Source organism: Kurthia sp. ISK08 (assembly GCF_046159805.1).
Lineage (GTDB): Bacteria > Bacillota > Bacilli > Bacillales_A > Planococcaceae > Kurthia > Kurthia gibsonii.
The window spans coordinates 57148-77789 of sequence record NZ_JBJXHL010000006.1; the positions used below are offsets into that span (position 1 = coordinate 57148).

The following is a 20642-nucleotide window of genomic DNA, read 5'->3' on the forward strand; positions in this document are numbered from 1 at the left end:
AGGTTGCTATCGTGGAATACATTGAAAAAGGATCACGCGCTTTTCGTTTTACCACATTCGCTTTATTTGCGGGTGCTTTTAGTACGTACGCCAATCTTTACATGACGCAACCTGTTCTTCCCATGATTGCTGATACATTTAATATCTCACCAGCAACAGCTTCTCTCTCGCTCTCTTTAACAACTGTTGCACTCGCTATTTGTATGTTAATTGTCGGCTCTGTTTCTGAAGCATGGGGACGAAAAAATTTAATGACTTTCTCAATGGTAGCTGTAGCCATTTTATCAATCGCAATTGCCTTTGCCCCTTCTTTTGGTGCACTACTCACATTACGTATTATCCAAGGCGCTGTGTTCGCTGGTCTCCCTGCGATCGCCATGGCTTATTTAGGAGAAGAAATTGAGCCAAAAAGCTTAGGCATTGCGATGGGTCTTTACGTGAGTGGTAGCTCAATTGGTGGCCTTGCAGGACGCGTTATGATGGGGGCTGTCAGTGATATCTATGATTGGCATATCGCGATGCTCTCCATCGGTGTTTTAAGTTTAATCCTAGCTGTCGCATTCTATCTTTTACTGCCAAAATCGAAACATTTCGTCCCTGCAAAATTAGCCTTTAAACCTTTAGCACATTCTATGTTTGAACACTTAAAAGATCCAGGTCTACTTCTGTTGTTTAGTCTTGGTTTTGTTTTAATGGGTTCATTCGTAACGCTTTATAATTATATTAGCTTTTTACTAATCGCCCCTCCCTATAACCTAAGTCAGACACTTGTAGGCAGTATCTTCGTTGTCTATTTAGTGGGGACATTCAGTTCTACATGGATGGGAAAATTAGCAGATCGACATGGTCAATTCGCGATGATTTTATTAGCGATTCTACTTATGCTAAGTGGCGCTGTTTTAACTCTTTTCAGTAGTCTACTCTTTATTTTAATTGGTATTGCATTATTCACATTCGGCTTTTTCGGTGGACATGCGATTGCGAGTAGTTGGGTAAGTGCACGTGCTTCACATGATAAGGCACAAGCTTCATCGCTTTATTTATTCTTTTATTACGTCGGTTCCAGTGTTGGTGGAACAATCGGTGGCTTCTTCTGGCTATCATTCGGTTGGTTCGGTGTTGTTTGTTTCGTAAGTGGTATTTTAATCCTTGGTGTCGGATTAACATTCGCCTTACACAAATACATTCTATTTGAACAACGCGAAAAGCGTGTAGCTCTAAAACGATTAGCACATAAAAAAAGCACATAAAGAAAAGGTGAATCGCTCTCACAAACGATTCACCTTTTTTCTACTTTTCAAGTTGTTTAAATACTCGTTTTCGACGCTCGTACCATAATAAAGCAAGTGCAAATACCGTATATCCCAGCGCCCAACCACTCACTACATCTGATAAATAATGTCGAGACTCGGCAACACGTGATAAACCGATACAAATCGCAACGACAGTCGCAATACTCATCGCGATAACTTTGGTCTTTTTCGTTTGATATTCTGTCGTAATATAAGCCACTGTTAACAGATAAAGTAATCCCGTCATTGCATGTCCTGAAGGAAAACTAAAACTTGTCAATTGTTCTAAAATGTATGGTCGATCTCGTTTAATAAGACCTTTCACAAATAAATTCACGAGATTGCCACCTGCAATCGTAATTAATACAAAAATCATACCACGAAAGTTTTGTGCTTTAACCCATAGCCAGATTAACAAGAGAACCGCGACGATGACAACAAATATCGGTTCACCAATATAGTGGAACGGAATTAAAAACTCATTCCCCTTTAATAAATGACTTCCCCACTCATCAAAGTCATATACCCAAACTGATTTTAAATTAAATGCGAAAATAAGGAATACAATAAATGTGAGAATTCCTAAAATATATTTCACCGAAAAACACTTCCTTTTCTTTTCTCGTTACTATTTAACCACCTTTTATTCCAAAATATATTTTTCAGATTATTCTTTACATTATACTGGAGGAAAAGGAGGAATTCATTATGCATTATCATACGATTATTATCGGTGCAGGTTCCATGGGAATGCCGACAAGTTACTTTTCTGCAAAAAATGGTTACAAAACGTTACTAATTGATACATATGAACCACCTCATACATTTGGAACACATCATGGGGATACACGTATTATTCGTTATGCCTATGGCGAGGGAGCTCAGTATGTACCTCTTGCGCTTCGTGCTGCTACATTATTTACAGAAGCTGAACATCTCACAAAAAGAAAACTTTTAGAAGAAGTTGGGGTATTGAATATTGGAAAAGAAGATACCGATTTCATGCAAAATGTATTTAAAAGTGCGGAACGTTTTCAATTACCGATCGAGAAACTTTCGACAAGTGACATCGAAAAGAGATGGACAGGTATAAATTTAGTACACAATGAAATTGGGGCTTACGAGCCGAATGCTGGGTTTTTACATGTAGAGGAATGTATTCGTGCCTATAAAGACTTGGCGGCTCAAGAAGGCGCTGTATTTGCTTTTAACGAAAAGGTCGTATCCATTACAGAAGGAGATGGGCATGTAGAAGTTAAAACGAATAAAAGTTGCTATACCGCAGACTATCTCATTGTAACGGCAGGTGCTTTCGTAAAAGAATTGATGTCTTCTATTCATTTACCCCTTCCTGTCACAATTTTGCGCAAAACTTTTGCATGGTACGATTCAGATGAACGATTTTCAGAACAAAACTTTCCTTGCTTTAGTTTTGAATTAGAAAATGCAACTTACTATGGATTTCCAAGTGTGAATGGTATGGGTCTTAAAATTGGACGACATGATGGAGGCGTCGCTATCAATCCAAATAATGACAGAGACGATTTTAGCCTTTCAGACCAAGAAGAATTAGATGAATTCTTACATGAATATATGCCGAGTATTCAAAATTTGAAGTTCGGTAAAACATGTATGTACGATATGACACCGGATGAAGACTTCATTATTGACTATTTCCCAGGAAATGACCGAATTGTTTTAGCGAGTGGCTTTAGTGGACATGGCTTTAAATTCGCGAGTGCTATTGGAGAATTACTTGTGGATATGACGAATAAAAAAGATGTAAACTTTGACTTATCTCTCTTCTCTTTAGAGAGATTTAAAAATTCATAACATAAAAAGGGTAATCGCTTTATATCGCGATTACCCTTTTCTCATCATTATTATTTTAATGCTGCTGAAGCATCTGTTACCATTTGTGATACTGATTCGATACCGCCACCTGCTAAGTACCAAGTTTCAGCATTTAGGTAAACAATTTTACCGTTTTTATAAGCATTTGTTTTCTTAATTAATTCGTTCTCTAAATCTTTTTTAACTGAAGATTTTTCGCCGATTGCTGAATCACGGTCGATTACGAATAATACATCTGGATTTTTCTCATAAACATATTCTGAAGTAACTGTTTGACCATGTGTTGATACTTCAATTTTCTTGTCTGTTTGACCAAAGCCAAATACATCATGAATTAAACCAAAACGAGAACCTGCACCGTATGCACTTAAGCTACCTTGTGTACCTAATACGATTAATGCTTTTTCATTTGCTTTTGTTGCTTTTTCATTTAATTCTTTAATTTGATCATCTACTTTTGCTAATTCTGTTTTTACAGCGTCTTCTTTATTGAAGATTTTACCTGCTAATTCAGTGTTTGCTTTGAATGAATCCATGTAGTTTGTTGTATCAATACCTACATATACAGTTGGAGCGATTTCGTTAAATTCTTTGAATTGAGAAGCTTGACGACCTGAGATAAAGATGACATCTGGATTTAATTCAGCGATTTTTTCAAAATCAGGCTCTTTTAATCCACCAACATTTGCATATTTTGAATCTTTATATTGTTTTAAGTAAGCAGGAATGTTTTGTTGTGGTACACCTACTACGCGATCTGATAATCCTAAAGCATCCAATGTATCTAAATAACCCATATCAAATACGACAACTTTTTTAGCGTCTTTTGGTACGTTTACAGTTTCTTTTACTGTGTTTGTTGATTTACCATCTTCACTTGTTACACCGAAGTTATTTTCGATTTTAATTGTATCATCATTTGAAGCTGCGTTTGATTTTTCATCCTTTGTTGAAGAACCACATGCTGCTAAAGCTAATACTAAACACATTAATACGGCTGCGAATACCCATTTTCTCATGATTAAAAATCTCCTTTTATTTTGAATTAAAGTACACACAAATACGACAATCATTCATTTCTTGAATTGGAATGTCCATATCATAAATCTCTTTCAATGAAGCGGTGTTAATAATATCTTCTGTCGGACCATCTTTAACGATTCGTCCATCTTTTAAAGCGACAATGCGGTCTGAGTAAACAGATGCAAAGTTAATATCATGTAAAACAATGACAACTGTTTTACCAAGTTCATCGACTAATTTACGAAGAATTTTCATAATTTGAACGGAATGTTTCATGTCTAAGTTATTAAGTGGTTCATCTAATAGCACGTATTCTGTATCTTGTGCAATAACCATTGCGATAAAAGCACGTTGGCGCTGACCACCTGATAACTCATCTAAAAATGAATGTTGCATATCTTCTAAGTTCATATAAGCAATCGCTTTGTCTACCATTTCCTCATCCTCTTGATTCAAGCGACCACGCGAATAAGGAAATCTACCGAAGGCAACAAGTTCACGAATGGTTAAGCGAACATTCATGAAGTTCGATTGCTTTAAAATCGAAACACGTTTTGCGAATTCATTTGATTTAAATGATTTTACATCTGAAGCATCTAACAATACTTCACCTGAATCGGCATTCATCAAGCGACTCACCATTGAAAGTAATGTCGATTTACCTGCACCATTTGGTCCGATAAAAGATGTGATTTTTCCTGGTTGGATATCAACCGTTACCGCATCAACTACCTTTTTCTTACCGAACATTTTTGAAATATCTTTTACTGAGATCATGATGCACGACTTCCTTTCAATAATAAGTAGATAAAGTAAATACCACCGACAAAGTTAATGATGACACTTAGCGTTGTCGAGAATGTAAAGATTCTTTCTACAATAAACTGACCACCAATTAAAGCAAATAAGCTGAAGAGGATCGCCCCTGTGATTAATACAGAGTGTTTATATGTATGGAAGAATTGATACGATAAGTTGGCAACAATCAAACCAAAGAATGTAATTGGACCAACAAGAGCTGTCGATGTAGCAATTAAGATTGCTGATAGAACTAGCATTGTTTTCACAACGCCATCGTAATTCACACCCAAGTTACGAGCATGGTCACGACCAAGAGAAAGTACATCGAGTTCACCCATCTTCGTCCAACCATATGCAATCGTTAGTACAACAATTACAAGTGATAGCCAAACTAAGTTTTGATTGACGTTGTTGAAGCTCGCAAACATCTTATCTTGTACATTCATAAATTCATTTGGATCAATTAGTACTTGAAGGAATGTTGATAGACTTCCGAGTAAAGTCCCAATGATAATCCCAACAAGTAATAAGAAGTAAATAGGCTGCCCTTCTTTTCTAAACATAAAGCGGTAAAGTATTAATGCGAATGCAATCATACCAATCATCGAGATAAAGAAGTTCAATGTTTGATTTAATACGAAAATACTTGCTGAACCGAATAAGAAAATAATAACGGTTTGCAGCAACATGTACATCGAATCGAGTCCCATAATACTTGGTGTTAAAATACGATTATGTGTAATCGTCTGGAATGTAACGGTTGCATATGCAATCGCTACACCCGTAATCGCCATCGCTAATACTTTGATTAAGCGACGTGGAAATGCATAATGATAACTACCATTCAAGTTATAAAACACATATAAAGCTGCTGAGATTAATACTAAAACGGCAAGAATCGTAAGTTTTAATTTATTGTTGCGCATATGCTCGCCCCCTCATTAATAGATAAAGGAAGATGGCACTACCGATAACGCCTACCATGAGACTGATTGAGATTTCATATGGATAGATGAGCACTCGACCTAAAATGTCACAAATGAGTAGGAAAATCGCACCGAGTAAAGCAGTATGCGGCAATGTTTTCGCTAAGTTATCGCCTTTGAAAATCGAGACGATATTTGGAATGATTAATCCAACGAATGGAATCACACCAACTGTTAATACAACAGATGTTGAAATAAGTGCCACTAACACTAAACCAAAGTTTACAATACGTTTGTATTTAATCCCTAAGTTTTTAGCAAAGTCTTCTCCCATTCCTGCAACTGTAAAACGGTTGGCATAAAAATAGGCAATGATGAGAATCGGAACACTTATGTAAAGAAGTTCATAACGACCTTTCAGAATCGTTGAGAAATCCCCTTGTAGCCAAGTTGATAAGTTTTGAATAATATTCATCTTATACGCAAAGAATGTCGTAATTGAATTTAGAATATTACCAAACATCATCCCGATTAAAGGAATAAAAATGGCGTCTTTAAATTTGATTCGATTTAAAATTTGCATGAATAATAGCGTGCCGGCTAGCGCGAATACAAAAGCAACGACCATTCTCTCAAGTAGGGTTGCATTTACAAAAATCATCATGGATACTAAAATACCAAGTTTGGTTGCATCGAGCGTACCAGCAGTAGTTGGTGATACGAACTTATTACGGCTCAAGCTTTGCATGATTAAACCTGCAATACTCATCCCTACACCTGCTAAGATGATCGCTACAAGTCTTGGTACACGACTAATCAAAAAGATTTGTGTCTCTTCTGAACCGAAGTCCAGTAAGTCCATTGGTGATATGCGACTCACTCCTACAAATAATGAAAGAAGTGATAACAATATAAGCGCTATAAAAAGATATCTTTTCTTCATTGTAATCCCCAATGTCGTTATTTATTTGAGTAGATGAAATGATAATGACTATCATTTACTCACTTCTACATTATAGCATGTTGATAATCATTTTCAATGACTAAATGATAAGTATTATCAGTTAATCCGTTTACAAATGATATATTCATACGATAAAAACCACTGTAAATCCTTACAATATAAGGATTCTTCAATACTATAATTTATTTCTGTTTACAGTAAAATTACATGAAAAGACACACTTTCGACACATTTCAATTGTGTACAATCAAAAAAGGAACCGTATCAATGAGATACGATTCCTTTTATAATAGAAAGAACTTATTTAATTGAGCCCATCTTACGTGAAATCCATGGACTTAACATTAACATAATTAAGAATAGAACAATGGCTGCTCCACCTAAGAAACCGAAGTATTGTACTTCAGATACTTTATCAAACACTTTTGCAAATTGTGCATTTAGTGCTTGTGCTGCTGTACTTGTTAAGAACCATAATGCCATTGTTTGTGCAGCAAAGGCTTCTGGTGCTAATTTAGTTGTTGCTGATAAACCAACAGGTGACATTAATAACTCACCAAATACAACTAATAAGAATGATGCAACTAACCAGAATGGACTTACTAATGTTTGACCATCAGATAGAACCGCTGGGATAATCATAATTAAGAATGATGCACCTGCAAAGAATAATGAGAATGAGAATTTGATTGGTGTCGATGGTTGACGTTTACCTAATTTCACCCATAAAGCTGCAAAAATTGGTGCAAAGATGATAATGAATAGTGGGTTCAATGATTGGAACCAAGCTGGTGCAATCTCAAATGAACCGATTGTTAAATCTGTACGACCTTCTGCATAACGCGCTAAAATTGTTGAGCCTTGCTCTTGAATAATCCAGAACATAACACCTGTAATGAATAACGGAATATATGCAAGTAAGTGCGATTTTTCTTCTGCTTTTGTTTTCTTCGATGTAAACATCCAAATGAATACAGTGATTGGTGCTAATAAACCAACTACTGTGAAGAAGTTTACAGCATTACTAATTGAAATCCAGCCAAAGAATCCAGCAATCGCTAATAAAATTGCTGCAACAACTAAGACAACAATTGAATTTTTAATTAATTTCGCACGTTCTTCTTCATTTAATGGATTTGTCGGTTTTGCTCCAGCCATACCCAAGTTTTTCTTCTCTGTAATTTTATACATGACAAGACCTAAGAACATACCGATTGCAGCAATACTAAAACCTGCATGATAGTTATAGTTCTTTTGAACAGCACCTACAACTAATGGCGCTAGGAATGAACCCAAGTTAATCCCCATGTAGAAAATACTGAAACCAGCGTCACGACGGTTGTCGCCTGGCTCGTAAATGTCACCTACAACTGATGATACGTTTGGTTTTAATAGACCTGTACCTAAAATAATAAATACCATTGAGATGAATAATAATGTAATACCGCCTGGTAATGCTAAACAGATATGACCAAGCATAATCAGTACCCCACCCCAGAAGATGGTTCTACGTGATCCTAAAATACGGTCGGCAACCCAACCACCGATGATACCAGACATGTAAACCAATGAACCATAGATTGACATGATTGATGTAGCGGTTGTTTTATCAATACCTAAACCGCCATTTGCTACTGTATCGTACATGAAGTAAAGTAAGATGGCTCTCATACCATAGTAAGAGAAGCGCTCCCAAAACTCTGTAAAGAACAGTGTGAAAAGACCTTTCGGGTGACCGAAGAAGCCTCTTTGTGGAACTGACTTCGCAATTTGCTCTTTTGTTTCCATATAAACTCCTACTTTCAATTTCTTAAATAGTCAAATAATTTAATCAATATCTTTTTTTGAAAAGAGTATGTCCATTATACACACACAAAAATAACTTGTCAAAATTTAGAAAATTCTCATTTTTCAATAAAAAAGACTTAATTTTTACGTTAAAAACGCTTTATTAACAACAAACGTCATAAAATTTAAGTCTTTTCTTGTATTTCCATCATATACACTTTTTTCTATCTGTCCTCTCTAAAAATACACATCCATATAAAAAAGCATTCCATAGAGGAAATATACCCCACTATAGAACGCTTCTAACTTTATTCTGTTATGATAAATGGCTTTAGTTTCGGTTCATGTTCTAAACGAACTTCCACTTTTAAATGCGTACCATCCTCTTCATAAGCTGTTTCTTTAATGCTCGCCTTTTCATTTAAAAATGAAACTAAATCGCCGCGATCATATGGAATACATACGCGAAGTGTGACATAGTCTGAGAAAACTTCTGAACGAATCATACCGATTAATTCATCTAGTCCTTTACCATCACGAGCCGATAACCAAATGCGATTCTGATTCACATATGGATACGTAATTTCTGTACAATCTGCTTTATTATAAACATAAATCGTCGGTACACCCTCTACGCCAACTGCTTGTAATGTTTTATTCGTTACTTCCATCATATATTCATGATCTTCATTCGAGACATCCACTACATGTAATAGTAAATCTGCATCGCGTGCTTCTTCAAGTGTCGAGCGGAATGCTTTTACCAAATGGTGAGGTAGTTTACTAACAAAACCAACTGTATCGGTTAGTAAAAACTTTTTACGGTCTTCTAATTCAATTTGACGTACTGAAGTCTCTAGTGTAGCGAATAACATGTCTTTTTCAAAAACTTGTTTATGCTCTTCATCACTCGTACGCGCTAGCAGTTGATTCATAATCGTTGATTTCCCTGCATTTGTATAACCAACAAGTGATACAACCGGAATATTATTTTTACGGCGTTGTTTGCGCTGTGTTTCACGTTGTTCTTTTACAACTTCTAAATCGCGACGAAGTTTTGTAATTTGCTCCTCGATTTTACGACGATCAAGCTCTAACTTCGTTTCACCAGCACCGCGGTTCGCAAAACCACCGCCAGTCGCACCACCTTGACGTGATAATGAGTTATACATACCGACTAGACGTGGTAGCATATATTGTAACTGTGCAATCTCAACTTGCATCTGTGCCTCTTTTGTTTTTGCTCGACGCGCAAAAATATCTAGAATTAGCATCGTGCGGTCAATAACTTTACAATCTAAGTCTTTTTCTAAATTACGAATTTGTGCTGGTGACAATTCGTCATCGAAAATAACTAAGTTAGCGTCCATTGCTTCATATAAACTACGTACCTCATCAATTTTCCCCGTACCAACGTAATGCGAAGCTGTCACACGCTCTAAATTTTGCGTGATCACACCGACTACCTCTACATTTAATGCCTCTGCTAAATTCGCTAATTCTTCCATTGAATATTCAAAGTGTGGGTCGTGACGTAAATTCACACCAACTAATATCGCTTTTTCTATAATTTGATCCAAAAAACTTCCTCCTTCATCTACTATACGGGCAAATTACATCTACCCTTTTTTGACAAAATAAAAAAAGGACAGAGCAAACATACGCTTACTCCCTCCTTTTAAATTGATGACTAATCGAATAGAAGACGTAATTCGCCGTATATGATGTATTTAATTGCATGTTGCATCATTCAATCGAATACGAATTACCATTTCGAAAAGCCTCCCGTCCTAAAAAGTTAATTTTATCCTATCATACTGCTATTCAATTGTCCAAGCCTTCACAACTTCAATCGTATGTAGGCGTTCTTTTTCATCTGCTGATTCCACGAATTCAAAAATTGTATTATCAAGTCGTAATGTATGATCCTTTGTTGGCAATGATAATAAGCGCGCCCATTGCGTTAGTTTTTGTTCAACATCATGTACATGGAAGATACATTTTTTAATCGTCAATTCTTCGTTATCTGGTTTTAACGTACCATCTTCACGCAACGTTTCAAGACGTTCTTCCATTCCTTGCTCCCATTCAATGAAGAACGGATATGGTAACGCATTTCCCACTTTTTGATCAATGAAAAGCATTTTCCAACGACGAATTTCTCCGCTCGCTGTTTTACGTTCAGATGGCAATACTCCACTTGTTTTATAGCCCATCTTTTTAAAGTAGCGATCCATCTTCTCTAAATTCTCAGAACGTAAACAAATTGAAGCAAATCCTTCACGTCCATCTACATCAAATAGTAATTGTTCGATTAACGGATGACGACTTTCTTTTGCTTTAGTTTCATTTTCGACTGATAGCCATTCAATGTAACTTGACTTCGTATAAAATAACGCATTATGTGTTCCCCATTGTAGATGTTGTCCGCCTACAACAGGATGAATGCCTGATATCAATTCATTCGCTGCTACTTCTTCAGGACTTTTCTTCGTAAAATAAACGACATGATCTAATTCAAACATACGAGCACCCCTTATTTTTTAAAAAGACCGTAGCCCACTAAAATATGGAACTACGGTTTGTTAGTTTGATTATACCCTATTTATCGCGGCGTAATATCTCTTTTGTCTCTTCAAATTCACGTTCAATCTCTGGATTTGGTTTATATGTCATCAGACTGACAATAATCACAACAACGAATGCCGAGAAGAAACCTGGTACGATTTCATAAAGCATTCCATGCAGTTCTTTATTTTGTCCCCATACATAAGCAACAACTGCTCCGACAACCATACCTGATAGAGCACCCCAACGTGTGATTTTCTTCCAGAATAATGTTAAAAGAATGACTGGACCGAATGCTGAACCGAAGCCAGCCCATGCAAATGCAACTAATTCTAAAATTGTATTATCTTGATCCCATGCACCCCATAACGCAAATAATGATACAACTAATACAGCTAGTCGTCCCATAAATACATAGTGCTTATCTGACGCACTTTTATTAAATACTGCTTTGTAGATATCTTCAACTAATGCTGAAGATGTAACGATTAATTGAGAGGCAATCGTACTCATAATCGCAGCTAGAATTGCGGCTAACATAATACCTGCTACAAATGGATGGAATAGAATTTGTCCTAACGCGATAAATACCGTTTCAGGATTTTTCAATGTCAAACCATGTTGTTGATAGTAAGCAATACCGACTAATGCTGTCGTCATCGCACCGAATAAACTTAATATCATCCAGCCGATACCAATGCGACGCGCTTGCTTTGTTTCTTTTACACTTGAAATCGCCATAAAGCGCACGATGATGTGTGGTTGACCGAAGTAACCTAATCCCCAAGCTAATGAAGAAATGACACCTGCTGTCGTAGCAGTCGCAAAGAAGTTTAAGTAATCTGGATTAACCTCTTTAATCGATGTTACTGTTTCACCAATGCCTCCTGTTACAAATACACCGACAATTGGTACGGTAACTAGAGCTAAAAACATAATTAAACCTTGAATAAAGTCTGTATAACTTACGGCTAAAAATCCACCGAATAATGTATAAGCAACTACGACACCTGCTACTAGTAATAAACCTGAATGATAGCTATAACCGAATGAACTTTCAAAGAATACACCGCCGGATACCATACCTGACGATACATAAAATGTAAAGAATACTAAAATAATAAGTCCTGAAGCAATACGTAATAATTTAGATGAATCTTTTAGACGGTTATCTAAGTAACTCGGAATCGTAATCGAGTTATTCGATACTTGTGTATATACACGTAGACGTGGTGCAACTAATAACCAGTTCAAATATGCACCGACTGTTAAACCTACTGCAATCTAGCCTTCTACTAATCCAGAAGCATATACCGCCCCTGGTAACCCCATTAATAACCAACCTGACATATCAGATGCCCCTGCACTTAGTGCTGTTACAGCAGGTCCAAGTGAACGACCACCTAACATATAATCTGTTAAGTTACTCGTCTTTTTAAACGAGTACCAGCCAATTGCAAGCATTGCAACCATATAAAGAATAATCGCCAATAATTGATATGTATTATCTGTCATATCATTTCCCACTTATGTAAGAATTAGGTTTCCCTTTGTATAATAACCATTAAATGGGTATTATTGTGATGTATAAAAATCATACCATAGGGAACATAAAATGTATATTATACGTACAAAATTTCTCGTTCAAACGTATAAATAACTATTTTAAAGAAACATTTCAGTTTTTCTATATTGACTATCTAATGAACTATGCTAAAATTTAGCTTATACTTCAATGCGTTGAAGCAAAAAAGTATAACATGACACATTTACATAGATTTTTAAAGGAGGTCACACTATGTTTCGTATTCAAGCTAAAATCGCTCCTTCTGTATTAGAAGCCCTCCTTCTAATTTTAGGAATTATTGCGATTATGAGTGTATCCATTATTAAATTTGGTGCACTTCCACATATTCCGATTTTAATTTCCATTTTGTTATTACTTATTTATGGTGCATTTAAACGGATTTCATTTAAAGATTTAGAACTCGGCATGATGGACGGTGCGCGTGCGGGATTAGGCGCTATTTTTATTTTCTTCTTTATCGGAATTTTGATTAGCGCACTGATGATGGGAGGTACAATTCCTTCATTAATCTACGTCGGTTTCTTAACAATCTCACCACACTTCTTTTTCGCGATTGTCTTTTTAATTGCTTGTGTAGTCGGTGTAGCAGTCGGTAGTTCACTGACAACAACCGCTACAGTCGGTGTAGCATTCATCGGTATGGCTTCTGCTATGGATTTATCATTAGCGATTACAGCAGGTGCTATTGTCTCAGGTGCTTTCTTCGGAGATAAGATGTCACCATTATCTGATACAACGAACTTGTCATCTTCTATTATGCAAGTTGATTTATTTGATCATATTAAAAATATGGCTTGGACTACTATTCCAGCCCTTGTTATTTCAACCATTTTGTTTGCAATTTTGTCGCCAACGAAAGAATTAAAACAGACGGAAGCAATCGACCAATTCAAAGAAGCATTATTAAAAACAGATTTAATTCATTGGTATGCTTTTATCCCTGTCGCACTACTTGTCATCATGGCATTTAAAAAAGTACCTGCCATTCCAACATTAGCGATTACATCATTCGTTGCAATTATTATTGGGCTGTTTATTCATCCTTATACAGCTACTGAAGTGATGTCTATTCTATACGATGGCTTCAAATCTACTACAGGTTTAAAAGAGATTGATTCCTTACTAACACGTGGTGGTTTAGTCAGTATGTTCTCAACAATCGGTTTAGTATTACTTGCGCTATCAATGGGTGGATTACTCTTCACACTAGGTATTATTCAAGCGATTCTGTTAAAAGTTGAACATTTATTACGTCGTCCACGCTCAGTAATTGCTGGAGCTGCTGGTACAGCGATCGGTATTAATACATTGATTGGTGAACAATATTTATCAATTTTATTAACAAGTGAAGCATTCCAAGATCAATTTAAAAAAGCAGGACTTCATAGTAAAAACTTAGCACGTGTAGTAGAAGATGCTGGTACGGTTGTAAATCCACTCGTTCCATGGAGTGTTTGCGGTATTTTTATTACAACTGTTTTAGCTGTTCCAACAACTGAATACTTCCCATTCGCTTTCTTCTGCTTATTATCACCGATTTTAACCGTTCTATTCGGTTTTACAGGCAAAACATTAACGTATTTAAAGTCAGACGAATCATAATCGACTGTCATACTCCTTCTATTGAAAATGTGTTAAACTTACCCATAGTTTAAACGCATATAAAGTAGAAGGAGTTTTTATATGGAATTTCAAGAAATGTTAGAGCGTGTAACGACTTTACTAACAACCGAACAACTTATTTCTGCAACGATTAGTCAACCGCGTCAAAAATCAAATGAAGTAAAGCGCGTAAAGTTAAAACCGATTGCACTCAAAGGAATTTATCACATTCAATTCGAATATCAATACGAACGTATTTTAAAACATGAGAATGTGACACTAGACCAAGTAGCTGAAAAAGTCAAACAACTATTTGAAGATTTCAGACAGCTACAAGGTGAGTTCAAAGAAGAAGCGATTCAAATTCAATTATCAAAGAAGAATAAAGTTCTTTTTAAAACGAATAACCAACAAAGTACAAAACAAGTGAACCTATCACATAACCGTAAAAAACAATATATTTTAGATCCTGATGTCCCACATCCATTCCTCATACGACTTGGTGTGCAAACAGAAGATGGCAAAGTCAAAAAACAAAAATACGATAAGTTCAAGCAAATTAATCGCTTTATTGAATTTATCGATGATTCACTTGAACACTTACCAAAAGACCGCACAATTCGTATTTTAGATTTCGGTTCAGGTAAATCCTATCTGACATTCGCGCTATATCACTATTTACACGAAATGAAAGGACTCGACTTACGTGTGACAGGTCTCGACCTTAAAAAAGAAGTCATTGAACATTGTGCTGAGATTGCACGCGATCTTCAATACGACCAGCTTGAATTTTTAGTTGGTGATATTAATGACTACAATGATGAGAATGCAGTCGATATGGTCGTTACGCTTCATGCATGTGATGTTGCAACAGATATGGCATTATCGCGCGCGGTCAAATGGAATGCAAACGTCATTCTAAGTGTCCCTTGTTGCCAACATGAGCTGAACCGACAACTCGACGCTTCTCCACTCGATATCATGTTGCAACATGGTTTAGTGAAAGAACGCTTTGCTGCACTTGCCACAGACTCCATTCGAGCTGAAATTCTTCAACTTGTAGGTTATGAAGCGCAATTACTAGAATTTATCGATATGGAAAACACGCCTAAAAATATTCTCATTCGCGCTTATAAAACAGGTAAAAAACCGACCGAAGAACAACGTTCGCGTTACGATGCTTTCACGCAATTTTTACATGCAAAACCTTTCTTAGAAAATGAATTAAAAGATTATTTATAAACGACTCGCACACCTATTTTCCAAGCGAAAATATGGTGTGTTTTTTCTATTTCACACACGCTTTCTTCCTATTTATTTATTTTGAAAGGATTTTCGAAAAACTTCTATAATTCTTCACTTTTTCGTGATACACTTTTTGAGAAATTTCTTAAAACATTCTTCTCTCTTTTTATTTATTGAAAAAGTATTGACTTTCAACTGATAATGATTATCATTGTTAGTAATAAATAACGAATCGAAAGAAGGATCATAATGAAATCAAAATCAATTTTAGCTACTATTCTTTTAGCAGGAACAGTATTAACAGCAGCATGCGGAAACACAGAAGATGCAAAAAAAGAGGATGCAACAGCTAAAACAGCTGAGCAACCTAAAACAGAGCAAGTTCAACTTGATCAAGAAGTTGCTGCTTACAAAGAATTTGCAATTGATCAATTAGACAAATTCACATCTTCTACTGAAGATTTTGTAAACGCTGTAAAAGCTGGTGATATGAAAAAAGCAAAAGAAATTTATCCAGTAGCTCGTATGTATTTTGAACGTTCAGAGCCAATTGCTGAAAGCTTTGGCGATTTAGATCCACGTATTGATGCACGTCTAGCTGATGTAAAAGATGAAGGTAAGGGCGAGGAAGATTGGTCTGGTTACCACAAGTTAGAGCGCGCATTATGGGTAGAAAAAACAACTAAAGGCTATGAAAAAGTTGCAGATCAACTATTAGCCGATTCAAAAGAATTACGCGCACGTGTTGAAACAGTTGAAGTAACACCAAAACTAATGGTCAACGGTGCGGTTGATTTATTAAATGAAGTATCAACATCAAAAATTACAGGTGAAGAAGAAATCTATTCTCATACTGACTTATATGACTTTAAAGCCAATATCGAAGGTGCAGAAAAAATCTTTACAATCTTAGAAAAGAAAATTCAAGATAAAGACCCTGCACTTGCTGAAAATCTAACAAAACAATTTAAAAACGTAAACGATTTATTAGCAAAACATGAAACAAAAGATGGTGGTTTTGTATCTTACACAAAATTGAAAAAAGAAGATACACAAGCTCTTTCTCTAGCTGTTAATCAACTTGGCGAGCCATTAGCTCAAATGGGAACAATCTTGGAGTGATTTAAATGACCGAAGAAAAAAAAGATAATTTGTTTGAAAAGAAAATCTCACGTCGTCAAATGTTAAAAATGACTGGCGTGGGCGCAGCAGGTGTAGCCATCGGTGCTTCAGGTATGGGTGGTATTCTCTCTGCATTTGGTAGAAATAATGCAGTTGAAGAAGACAAGACAAACGTAAAAAATAAAGTAAAATTTTATGGAAAAAATCAATCAGGTATTATGACGCCTTCACAAACAAATATTTATTTTGCTTCGTTAACTGTTCTTGTGAAAACAAAAGCAGAATTAGCCCAATTATTTAAAGATTGGACACCTGCTGCTGTAAAACTAATGAATGGCGAAACAGTTGGTGATGTCACAAACATCATGGTACCTCCTGCAGATACAGGTGAAGCGGTTGGTCTTGATGCGAAGAACCTAACACTGACATTCGGTGTAGGTCCATCGCTATTTAAAAAATTCGATTTTGGTGATCAAAAACCAAAAGAATTAAAAGACTTACCACACTTCCCAAAAGATCAGTTACAAGAAGAATATTCTGGTGGCGATATTTGCATTCAAGCATGTGCAGATGATCCACAAGTAGCCTTCCATGCAGTGCGTAACTTAATTCGTATCGCAACAGGTCGAGTTTCACTAAAATGGTCGCAAGCTGGATTCAATGCCATTCCAATGAAGAATGGCAAACCTGAAACACCACGTAATCTATTTGCATTCAAAGATGGTACAGAAAACCCACGTGACGCGGCAGATGCAGATCGTGTTGTATTTATCCAATCAGGTGAATCAAAATCATGGCTTACAGGTGGTACATACCTTGTGGCACGTAAAGTTCAAATGCACTTAGAAACATGGGATCGTACAGCACTTGATGAACAAGAAGCAACATTTGGACGTCATCGTGATACAGGGGCGCCACTTGGTAAAACAAGTGAATTCGAAGCGATGGAAATTGATCGCAAAGATAAAAATGGTGAAAATGTAGTCCCTGAAACATCACATGTCTTTTTAGCAAAGAAAGCAAATGTGCGCTTATTACGTCGTTCTTATTCATATGCTTCTGGTGTTATGGACTCAACGGGGACACATGATGCAGGCTTATTATTCATTTCGTTCCAAAAAGATCCGAATCAGTTCATTAAGATTCAAAATAGTTTAGGTCGTATGGATAAAATGAATGAATATATTACCCATCGAGGCAGTGCTCTATTCGCTTGCTTCCCTGGTGTGAAAAAAGGGAGTTTTATCGGTGAAGCACTTTTTAACACGCTTTAGTTCAATCTTATTAATCTTTTTATTACTAGCAGGCTCTTACACAAAGCCTGCTTTTGCAGAACCCGCTAATAACTATAGTCATCTATTTATTTCAATTAGTGATGCCATCACGAATTCGAAACAAGGAAATGATGAAAAAGCAAAAGAAGCCATTGCCACATTCAAAAAAGACTGGGAAGCTTCTAATCGTAAAGATTCAAAAGCAGCAACTGAGGTAAATAATGCGCTTGCTGCTGCTGAAAAAGCGAAAAATAAAGAAGAACGTCTCGCTGCATTAACAGCTCTTTCAACAGGGATTGCAAATCTTGAAACAGAAGAAAATCCCGTAGATGAAAAATCAGAGCGCCAAGACGTATTAATGGCGATGACACCTGCTCTAAATCAATTAGAACGTGCGATTCAATCCAAGAATGTCGAAACTGCCTTAACAGGTTATAAAACATTCAATGCTTTTTGGACAAAAAATGAAAAACCAGTTCGTCAATTTGATATGACGGCATATGGTGAGATTGAAGTACAAATGTCGCTACTTCGCTTAGAATTAGAAGGTGACAATCCAAACTTTGATTCACTACAAAATACATTTAATACATTAAAACAAGACGTAACAGACTTTGCGAATGGTAAAGAAGTTGGTGCTGTAAAAAAAGGCTATTCACTTAAAACCTTAACTGATTTAATTGATGAAGCAAATGATTACATAAACCAAAAAGAATACTCAAAAGCTTCTGCTACGATTACAGAATTCATTAAAGTATGGCCAAATGTCGAAAGTGATATTAGTACAAAAAATGCAGGTCTGTACACAAAAATCGAAAGTGATATGCCCATCATTGCTGGTAAACTAACAAAATCATCGGTGGATGCAGATGCACTAAAAAAACAATTAACAGACTTTAAACAACAAATCCAATTAGTTGATGGTGATCAAAACTATACGATGTGGGATGCTGCATTAATTCTTCTACGCGAAGGTTTGGAAGCACTATTAATTATTTTAGCGCTCGTTGCATTCTTAAAAAAATCAAATCAAGAACATATGGCAAAATGGATTTATATTGGAGCTGGCGTTGGTGTGGGGTTAAGCGCAGTGGCAGCCATCTTAATGTCTACACTATTCAATTCTGATTCTATTGCCTCAAGTCGTGAAATGATTGAAGGTTATGTTGGACTTGCAGCAGCTGCTATGATGATTGGTGTCGGTGTATGGATGCACAGTAAATCAAATGTCAAAGCATGGAACGCTTATATTTCAAAACAAATGAACCATGCTATGTCGAAACAATCGGTATTCGCCATGGCAGCAATTAGTTTCTTATCGGTATTCCGAGAAGGTGCCGAAACATTAATTTTCTATGCAGGAATCGCACCAAAAATGGCCACAAGTCAATTCGCTCTTGGTATTGCTGTAGCCATCGCAATTCTAGCAGTAGTCGCATTCTTCTTATTAAAAGTGAGTGCGAAAATTCCTGTACACCGTTTCTTCGCTGTAGCGACTGTACTAATCTACTTACTCGCATTTAAAATTATCGGTGTAAGTATTCATACACTTCAATTAACAGACCGTATGAGTACGAACATCATTTCAGGTTTACCTGTCTATCCGAATATCGGGTTCTATCCGACGTGGGAAACCATCATTGGACAACTTATTTTAATCGTACTGGTGATTGGTACAATCATCTATAAACGAAAAAATGAAAAGTAATATAAAAAATGAGATTCTTAATTGAATCTCATTTTTTTAATGCATATTTTTGTTCTATATAGGCGTTTAAATCATTCATTTGGCTCGTAGCTGGATGTGTTCTCGTCACACAATAAAAAAGACGATGATACGTATAATGTTCATCATATGGAATGCCTGGTACAAGCGAATCTTTCGATAAAATAGTGAGACCTTCTCCCTGCTTTAATAATTCTACAATTAAGGCATTTGAATTCACTTTTAAAATCGGTAAATGGACGTTTTGTTCTTCTAAAAAGCGTTGATTGTAATAATAAATACCCGACTCCGACTCTCTCATCAACCATTGTGTTGCGTCCTTTTTCCCTGCTAACACTAACTCATCTTCAAAGATTGGAAAACGCCGAAATGTTTCATGCATAAGCGGTTTTTCAATTAAGCCAATATGCGCCTCATGTTGTTCCATCTGCTTCATGACATCATCTGAATTCATCTGCTTCAATTCAAAAATAATATTCGGAAAAGCATCTTGTAAATCACGATATATACGCGGCATATAATTCGTCGCACATGTATTAGAACATGCAATAACACATACTTCCTTCTTCTCTTTAATATGCTGTAGTTGCTCCAATACGTGATCCCATTCGTCACGCAAATTTAATAACTGGCGATATAAATAGTCTGCTTCTTCTGTCGGAATCACTTCTTTCGGACCTTGTCGAATAAATAGCGTAACATGTAGTTCTTCTTCAAGCTTTTTCAGTTGGACAGAAACTGTTGGTTGCGAAATGAACAATGTATTCGCGACTTCTGAAAAATTGCGTAATTTATATGCCTGCATAAAAATCGTAAAACGCTGAAACATATTTTCCACCCCTATTATTAATTTTTATAATAATTATGAT

At 36.2% G+C, this 20642-nt stretch carries 16 protein-coding genes and 1 pseudogene; 7 read left to right on the forward strand and 10 right to left on the reverse strand.

Going from position 1 to position 20642, the window contains the following annotated elements:
- The first annotated feature begins 11 nt into the window (after positions 1–11).
- A complete protein-coding gene (locus ACKVQX_RS11470) occupies positions 12–1250 on the forward strand; it encodes an MFS transporter (RefSeq protein ID WP_409136337.1) in 1239 nt (412 codons plus the stop codon).
- Between the two features lie 40 nt (positions 1251–1290).
- Here ACKVQX_RS11470 and ACKVQX_RS11475 read toward each other — a convergent pair whose 3' ends face one another.
- On the reverse strand, positions 1291–1890 hold the full coding sequence (locus ACKVQX_RS11475) for a phosphatase PAP2 family protein (RefSeq protein ID WP_068450501.1): 600 nt from the start codon (positions 1888–1890) through the stop codon (positions 1291–1293).
- A gap of 110 nt (positions 1891–2000) precedes the next feature.
- Between ACKVQX_RS11475 and solA the strand changes: the two genes are divergently transcribed.
- Positions 2001–3125, forward strand: a complete 1125-nt coding sequence (gene solA / locus ACKVQX_RS11480) for an N-methyl-L-tryptophan oxidase (RefSeq protein ID WP_409136338.1) — start codon at positions 2001–2003, stop codon at positions 3123–3125.
- A gap of 50 nt (positions 3126–3175) precedes the next feature.
- Here the strand turns inward: solA and ACKVQX_RS11485 are convergent, their stop codons facing one another.
- The 8 genes and pseudogenes from ACKVQX_RS11485 to putP all read right to left on the reverse strand — a co-directional run bounded on the left by ACKVQX_RS11485 (position 3176) and on the right by putP (position 12731).
- Positions 3176–4165: a siderophore ABC transporter substrate-binding protein gene (locus ACKVQX_RS11485; protein ID WP_409136339.1), complete on the reverse strand. Its 990-nt coding sequence runs from the start codon at positions 4163–4165 to the stop codon at positions 3176–3178.
- A 16-nt stretch (positions 4166–4181) separates the two neighbouring features.
- Positions 4182–4946: an ABC transporter ATP-binding protein gene (locus tag ACKVQX_RS11490; protein WP_068450493.1), complete on the reverse strand. Its 765-nt coding sequence runs from the start codon at positions 4944–4946 to the stop codon at positions 4182–4184.
- Positions 4943–5896: an iron chelate uptake ABC transporter family permease subunit gene (locus ACKVQX_RS11495; protein WP_068450491.1), complete on the reverse strand. Its 954-nt coding sequence runs from the start codon at positions 5894–5896 to the stop codon at positions 4943–4945. Before ACKVQX_RS11495 ends, ACKVQX_RS11490 begins: the two co-directional genes overlap by 4 nt.
- On the reverse strand, positions 5883–6839 hold the full coding sequence (locus ACKVQX_RS11500) for an ABC transporter permease (protein ID WP_068450486.1): 957 nt from the start codon (positions 6837–6839) through the stop codon (positions 5883–5885). The genes ACKVQX_RS11495 and ACKVQX_RS11500 overlap by 14 nt, the downstream gene beginning before the upstream one ends.
- A gap of 321 nt (positions 6840–7160) precedes the next feature.
- Positions 7161–8648 (reverse strand): peptide MFS transporter, encoded by a 1488-nt coding sequence (locus ACKVQX_RS11505; protein WP_409136340.1) that lies wholly within the window; start codon positions 8646–8648, stop codon positions 7161–7163.
- 308 nt (positions 8649–8956) lie between these two features.
- On the reverse strand, positions 8957–10228 hold the full coding sequence (gene hflX, locus ACKVQX_RS11510) for a GTPase HflX (RefSeq protein ID WP_068450483.1): 1272 nt from the start codon (positions 10226–10228) through the stop codon (positions 8957–8959).
- 240 nt (positions 10229–10468) lie between these two features.
- Positions 10469–11173, reverse strand: coding sequence for a VOC family protein (locus ACKVQX_RS11515; RefSeq protein WP_068450481.1), 705 nt, complete (start codon positions 11171–11173; stop codon positions 10469–10471).
- Positions 11174–11249: 76 nt separating this feature from the next.
- A pseudogene (putP, locus tag ACKVQX_RS11520) lies at positions 11250–12731 on the reverse strand (sodium/proline symporter PutP).
- Positions 12732–13014: 283 nt separating this feature from the next.
- On the opposite strand from putP, the gene nhaC reads away from it, so the two are divergent.
- From nhaC to ACKVQX_RS11545, 5 genes are all read left to right on the forward strand, one after another.
- On the forward strand, positions 13015–14406 hold the full coding sequence (nhaC, locus tag ACKVQX_RS11525; RefSeq protein WP_068450478.1) for a Na+/H+ antiporter NhaC: 1392 nt from the start codon (positions 13015–13017) through the stop codon (positions 14404–14406).
- 81 nt (positions 14407–14487) lie between these two features.
- On the forward strand, positions 14488–15648 hold the full coding sequence (locus tag ACKVQX_RS11530) for an SAM-dependent methyltransferase (RefSeq protein WP_342302949.1): 1161 nt from the start codon (positions 14488–14490) through the stop codon (positions 15646–15648).
- 252 nt (positions 15649–15900) lie between these two features.
- Positions 15901–16773 carry an iron uptake system protein EfeO gene (gene efeO, locus ACKVQX_RS11535; protein ID WP_342302950.1) on the forward strand — a complete coding sequence of 291 codons (873 nt, stop codon included), beginning with the start codon at positions 15901–15903 and terminating at the stop codon, positions 16771–16773.
- Positions 16774–16778: 5 nt separating this feature from the next.
- On the forward strand, positions 16779–18047 hold the full coding sequence (gene efeB, locus ACKVQX_RS11540) for an iron uptake transporter deferrochelatase/peroxidase subunit (protein WP_342302951.1): 1269 nt from the start codon (positions 16779–16781) through the stop codon (positions 18045–18047).
- On the forward strand, positions 18022–19755 hold the full coding sequence (locus ACKVQX_RS11545; RefSeq protein ID WP_409136341.1) for an FTR1 family protein: 1734 nt from the start codon (positions 18022–18024) through the stop codon (positions 19753–19755). The genes efeB and ACKVQX_RS11545 overlap by 26 nt, the downstream gene beginning before the upstream one ends.
- A 28-nt stretch (positions 19756–19783) precedes the next feature.
- On the opposite strand, the gene ACKVQX_RS11550 is transcribed toward ACKVQX_RS11545, so the two are convergent.
- A complete protein-coding gene (locus ACKVQX_RS11550; protein WP_409136342.1) occupies positions 19784–20602 on the reverse strand; it encodes a LysR substrate-binding domain-containing protein in 819 nt (272 codons plus the stop codon).
- Positions 20603–20642 lie beyond the last annotated feature (40 nt).

Bases quoted from the DNA above. Each gene is read 5' to 3' on its own strand.
- efeB (WP_342302951.1), top strand. From the start codon at position 16,779: ATGACCGAAGAAAAAAAAGATAATTTGTTTGAAAAGAAAATCTCACGT.
- solA (WP_409136338.1), top strand. From the start codon at position 2,001: ATGCATTATCATACGATTATTATCGGTGCAGGTTCCATGGGAATGCCG.
- ACKVQX_RS11505 (WP_409136340.1), bottom strand. From the start codon at position 8,648: ATGGAAACAAAAGAGCAAATTGCGAAGTCAGTTCCACAAAGAGGCTTC.
- ACKVQX_RS11485 (WP_409136339.1), bottom strand. From the start codon at position 4,165: ATGAGAAAATGGGTATTCGCAGCCGTATTAATGTGTTTAGTATTAGCT.
- efeO (WP_342302950.1), top strand. From the start codon at position 15,901: ATGAAATCAAAATCAATTTTAGCTACTATTCTTTTAGCAGGAACAGTA.
- ACKVQX_RS11495 (WP_068450491.1), bottom strand. From the start codon at position 5,896: ATGCGCAACAATAAATTAAAACTTACGATTCTTGCCGTTTTAGTATTA.
- nhaC (WP_068450478.1), top strand. From the start codon at position 13,015: ATGTTTCGTATTCAAGCTAAAATCGCTCCTTCTGTATTAGAAGCCCTC.
- ACKVQX_RS11515 (WP_068450481.1), bottom strand. From the start codon at position 11,173: ATGTTTGAATTAGATCATGTCGTTTATTTTACGAAGAAAAGTCCTGAA.
- ACKVQX_RS11500 (WP_068450486.1), bottom strand. From the start codon at position 6,839: ATGAAGAAAAGATATCTTTTTATAGCGCTTATATTGTTATCACTTCTT.
- ACKVQX_RS11530 (WP_342302949.1), top strand. From the start codon at position 14,488: ATGGAATTTCAAGAAATGTTAGAGCGTGTAACGACTTTACTAACAACC.
- ACKVQX_RS11550 (WP_409136342.1), bottom strand. From the start codon at position 20,602: ATGTTTCAGCGTTTTACGATTTTTATGCAGGCATATAAATTACGCAAT.
- ACKVQX_RS11490 (WP_068450493.1), bottom strand. From the start codon at position 4,946: ATGATCTCAGTAAAAGATATTTCAAAAATGTTCGGTAAGAAAAAGGTA.